Origin of the sequence: Aquipuribacter sp. SD81 (assembly GCF_037153975.1) — a bacterium.
In the GTDB taxonomy this organism is placed as follows: domain Bacteria; phylum Actinomycetota; class Actinomycetes; order Actinomycetales; family JBBAYJ01; genus Aquipuribacter.
Window position 1 is genome coordinate 1 of record NZ_JBBAYJ010000060.1, and the last position, 4,772, is coordinate 4,772.

Below are 4,772 nucleotides of genomic sequence, written 5' to 3' on the forward strand. Positions count from 1 at the left end.
CACCCGCCGCCGCGCCGGCGGCGGCCGCCCCCAGGACGGCGCCCGCGGCGGCTCCGGCCGCACGGCCCGAGGGAGGCGTCGTGGGCTCGGCACGGCCCTCCCGCGCGGCGTCGCCGGTCCTCCGTCCGTCGTCGGGCCCGGCTGCAGGACGCCCGCCCGGGCCGTCGGTCCGCACCGGGGTGAGGACGTCGGTGTCGTCCTCGGCCCGCGCGTCGTCGCCGTCGGCGGGACCGCCGCCCGTGCGGCCGGCGACGGGCACGGGTGCGGTCCCGGCCTGCGACGACCGGACCGCGGCCCGGGCGCCGTGCAGCCGGGTGACGAGCTCGTCGAGCCGGTCCAGGCGCTGCTCGCCGTCGCGGCCGGCGCCGAGCGCCGCCCCCAGCAGCTCGTCGAGAGCGGGAGGGACGTCCTCCCGCAGCCGGGACGCCGGGACGGGACGGCCCTTGTCGGTGGGTGCGGCGAGCAGGCCGTCGGTCGAGCCGAACGGCCAGCGGCCGGTCAGGAGCGCGTACAGGACGGCGGCGAGGTCGCGGACGTCCCGGGCCTCCGGGCGCGCGGCGGCCGCCGGGGTCGCCTGGCCCGCGGCGGCGCCGTCGACGGCCGTGCCGGTCACCCGCACGGTGCCGTCGGAGGCGCGCACCACCTGGCCCGGGCCGAGCCGGCCGTGGTGCAGGTCCCGGGCGGCGGCGGTCCGCAGCGCCTCGGCGGCGTCGGTCGCGATGCGCAGCGCCTCGCCGGGGTCGACCTTGCCGGCGAGGGCCTGGGCGGCCTGACCGGCGACCCACTGCACGACGACGTAGCCGCTGCCGTTCTCGACGCCGACGCCGAGCACCCGCTGCAGCCGGGGGTCGTCGACGAGGGCGGCGCGCCGGGCGGCGTCGAGGGTCTCCCGGGTGCGCGCGTGCGTGGGCGCCAGGACGCGGACGGCGACGGGCCGCTCGAGGGTGAGGTCCTCGGCCCGCCACAGGACCGTGTCGGCGTCGGCCTGGACCTGCTCGGCGAGCCGGTAGCGACCGGCCAGCAGCGTGCCCGGTCCGATCCGATCCACCAACGCGCCTCCTGCCTCCCGGGACGGCCCGGACGGGCCGCCTCCGCCGCCGCGCACGAGCGCGGCGGCCCCTGCCGTCCGCCCACTGTAGGGCGAGCGGCAGGTGGCTGCGCCCGACCCGCGGGTCAGCCGACGGGTCGGACGGCGCCGTAGACCGCCTTGCTCCAGAGGGCGGAGACCTTGACGACGTCACCGGTGCGCGGCGCGGTCACCATGAGGCCGTCGCCGAGGTACATCGACACGTGGTGGATGCTGCCCGGCTGGGAGCCGCTGGCGTAGAAGAGCAGGTCACCGGGCAGCATGTCGGCGACGGCGACCTTCCGGAGCCCGGCGTACTGCTGCCGCGACGTGCGGGGGATGGCGACACCGGCCTGCCGGTAGGACCACATGGTGAGGCCCGAGCAGTCGAACGTGCCCGGCCCCGTCGCGCCCCACACGTAGGGCAGCCCGAGCCGGCTGCCGGCCGCGCGCAGCGCCGCCGCGGCCTGCGGGGTCGGGGCGGCGGCGGCCGCTCGCTCCACCGCGGCGACGGCCTGGGCCTCGGGCAGCCTCGCGCCCGCGGGCAGCCCGCCGGCGGACTCCCCGGCGCCGACGAGCTCCGCCTGGCGCCGGGCGTCCCCCGAGAGCCCCGACAGCCCGGACGGTCCGGGGGCGCCGGCGGGCAGCGGCGGCCACCCGCCCACCGGGGTCGCGACGGCGGCCGCCGCAGCGGCCTGGGCCGCCGCCGCACCCGCGGCGTCCTCCAGCGCGCGGGCCTGGGCAGCGGCGAGCGCACGGGCGAGGGCCTCGGCCTCCTCCTGCTGCCGCTCGCGCTCGACGGCCTCGACGAGGGCGGTGTCCGTGGTCGCCAGCAGCACCTCGTGCTCGCGCAGCGCCGCCTCGGCCGCCCGGCGCCCGGCCTCGGCGCGCTCCTCCGCGGCCGCGCGGTCGCGGCGGAGGTCCTGCACGGCCCCGGACCCGGCCACCGCGACCTCGACGTGGGCCCGCGCCCGCTCGACCACACGGGCGTCGGCGTCGAGCACCGTCCGGGCCGTCCGGAAGGTCGCCACCTGGTCGGCGAGGCCCGCCGGACCGAGGTCGGTGCCGAGCGACCCCGCGACCGCGGCCCACGAGATCTCGGTGTGGCCGCCCGCGCGGTACAGCGCCCGCACGCGCCGGTTGGCGGCGGCCCGGTCCGCGGCCAGGCGACGGTCCGCGTCGTCGAGCGCGACCTGCGCGTCCACCTCGGCGGCCGCGAGGGCGTCGACCTCGGCCTGCACGGTGTTGTAGTCCTCGACGGCCGTCTCCGCGGCCACCTCGAGGCGCTCGACCTCGGCGCGCAGCGTGTCGACCTGCTCCCGGAGGTCGGCCGACGACACGACGGCCTCCGGTGCCCGCGGCGCCGCGCCGGCGGCCGGGGCCGGGCCGACGAGCAGCGCGAGGACGGCGAGGGGGACGAGGGCGGGCGCGGCGAGCGCGGTGGGGCCGCCCCGGCGCGCCGCCCGGGCGGCGCCCCGGCGCGGACCGCGACCGGTCACGAGGTGCCGGACCAGGTAGCGGTCGAGCGGACCGTCAGCCACGACTCGCTGCGCGGCACGTGGTGCAGCACGAGCGTCGGGGTGTCGCGGACGACCGTGAGCGTGACGGCGCCGGTGCGGTCGACGACGAAGGACCCGGCCGGCACCTCGTCGTACGCGCCGTCGGCGACGACCTCCTCGACCGCGGAGAGGTACGCGGCCTGCGGGGTGGCGCCGGCCGCGATCTCGCGGCCGGCCTCGCGGGCGGCCGCGGCGGCGGAGTCGGCGACGGCGAGGTGGCCGACGAGCAGCGACAGGCCGTCGAAGACGAGGACCCCGACGACGGCCAGCACGACGACGAGGCGGACGAGCCAGCCGATGACGATGTCACCCCGGTCGGTCCCGCCCCCGGTCCGCACTCTGCGCATGACGGCCTGTCGGTGCGTGCGGGAGCCGGCTTGAGGCGGCGGTCAGCGCGGGGCGGTGCCGCCACCCCGACGGAGCAGCCGCCCGCCCACCCGGGAGGCGACGACGCCGACGACGTCGTGCACCTCGCGGACCCGCAGGAGCCGCGTGCCGAGCAGGTACCCGACCGTGAGGACCGCCCCGCCGACCAGCAGCCCCGCGAGGGCCTCGGCCCGCGAGCCGGTGCCGCCCGCCAGGCCGGCGAGCAGGACGGCGGGCGGGGACACCACGAGGAGGACGGCGACGGTGCGGGCGAGCACCCACACGAACCCGCGGACGCCGAGGTCGCCGACGCGCCGGTGCAGCAGGGCGACCGCGAGCACGAGGCCCGCCACCTCACCGAGCGTCATGGCGACGGCGATGCCCGCGACCCACAGCTGGACGGGCAGGACGAGCGGCACGAGCAGCGTGCCCGCGGCCCACACGCCGGCCGTCAGGAGCGTGATGACGAAGGGCGTGCGGCCGTCCTCGTAGGCGTAGAACACGCGCCGGACGAGGTAGAGGACGCTGAAGAACGGCAGCCCGAGCGCCATGCCCGCCACGACGAGCCCGACGACGCCGGCCGCCTCGCCGCGCTCGTCGAACAGCAGCGTCGACACGAGGTCGCCGAAGACGACGAGGGCCGTCGCGGGAAGGGCGAGCGCGACGAGCAGCAGCCGCATGAACGTGCGCGTGCGCTCGGCGACGCGGGCCGTGTCGTCCCGGGCCGCGGCTCCGGAGACCTGCGTGAAGACGGCCGTCACGAGCGACACGGCGACGAGGCTGTGCGGCAGCATGTAGAGGAGGAACCCGAGCGACCACGCGAACGTCGACGCCGTCGTGTCGGCGAGGTCGGTGCCGCGGGTCTCGGCGACCGTCGCGCTCGCCGTCCGCGACACGAGCACGAAGACGAGCTGGCTGACGACGATGCCGCCGAAGGTCCACGCCGCCACGCGTCCGGCGCTGCGGAAGCCGACCCCGCGCAGGCCCCACCGCGGGCGCAGCGAGAAGCCGATGCGACGCAGCGGCCACAGGAGCACCGCGGCCTGCGCGGCGACGCCGAGGGTCGCGCTGCCCGCGAGCAGCGCGACCATGCCGGGGGTCCAGCTGCGCGGGTCCGACGTCTGCTGCTCGCCGAAGACGACGAGGAACACGACCATGCCGGCGATCGCGACGACGTTGTTGACGACCGGCGCCCACATGTACGGCCCGAAGGACCCGCGGGCGTTGAGCAGCTGGCCGAACAGCGTGTAGGCGCCGTAGAAGAGCACCTGCGGGATGCACCACACGGCGAACGCGACCGCGAGGTCGAGCTCGGGGGCGGCCCAGCCGTCGGTGTAGAGCCCGACCAGCGGGCCCGACAGCAGCGTGAGCAGCACCGTGAGCCCGAGCAGGCCCACGAGCGACATGGTGAAGAGGCGGTCGAGGAACTCCCGGCCGCGGGCGGCGTCGCGGTCGGCGCGCACGATCTGCGGCACGAGGACGGCGTTGAGCGCACCGCCCGCGACGATCGCGTAGATGAGGTTGGGCAGCTTGTTCGCGACGTCGAAGGCGTTGCCGGCGAGGTTGACCGCCGCGGTGCCGAGCAGCGCCGTGAGCACGATGCGCGAGACGAGACCGAGGACGCGGGAGACGAGCGTCCCCGCGGCCATGACGGCCGTCGCGCGCCCGACGCGGACCTGCGGCCCGCCGGTCGCGGCGTCGTCGGCCGCCGGGTCGGCCGGGGCGTCGGCCGGGGCGTCGGCCGGGGCGTCGGCGCGGCCCGTGCCGGGGCCGGTCGCGGC

3 protein-coding genes and 1 pseudogene are annotated in these 4,772 nt (G+C 78.5%); all 4 read right to left on the bottom strand.

The genetic code is table 11. The annotated features are described in order from the left end of the window. Positions 1-1,048, bottom strand: a pseudogene (locus WAA21_RS17835) (hypothetical protein); the annotation flags it as partial. Between the two features lie 125 nt (positions 1,049-1,173). Next, a complete protein-coding gene (locus WAA21_RS17840) occupies positions 1,174-2,607 on the bottom strand; it encodes a C40 family peptidase (RefSeq protein ID WP_336924203.1) in 1,434 nt (477 codons plus the stop codon). Continuing rightward, on the bottom strand, positions 2,562-2,972 hold the full coding sequence (locus tag WAA21_RS17845; RefSeq protein ID WP_336924204.1) for a hypothetical protein: 411 nt from the start codon (positions 2,970-2,972) through the stop codon (positions 2,562-2,564). Before WAA21_RS17845 ends, WAA21_RS17840 begins: the two co-directional genes overlap by 46 nt. Positions 2,973-3,014: 42 nt before the next feature. Further along, positions 3,015-4,772: murein biosynthesis integral membrane protein MurJ (gene murJ / locus WAA21_RS17850; RefSeq protein WP_336924205.1), on the bottom strand; the 1,758-nt coding region annotated here is incomplete at its 5' end.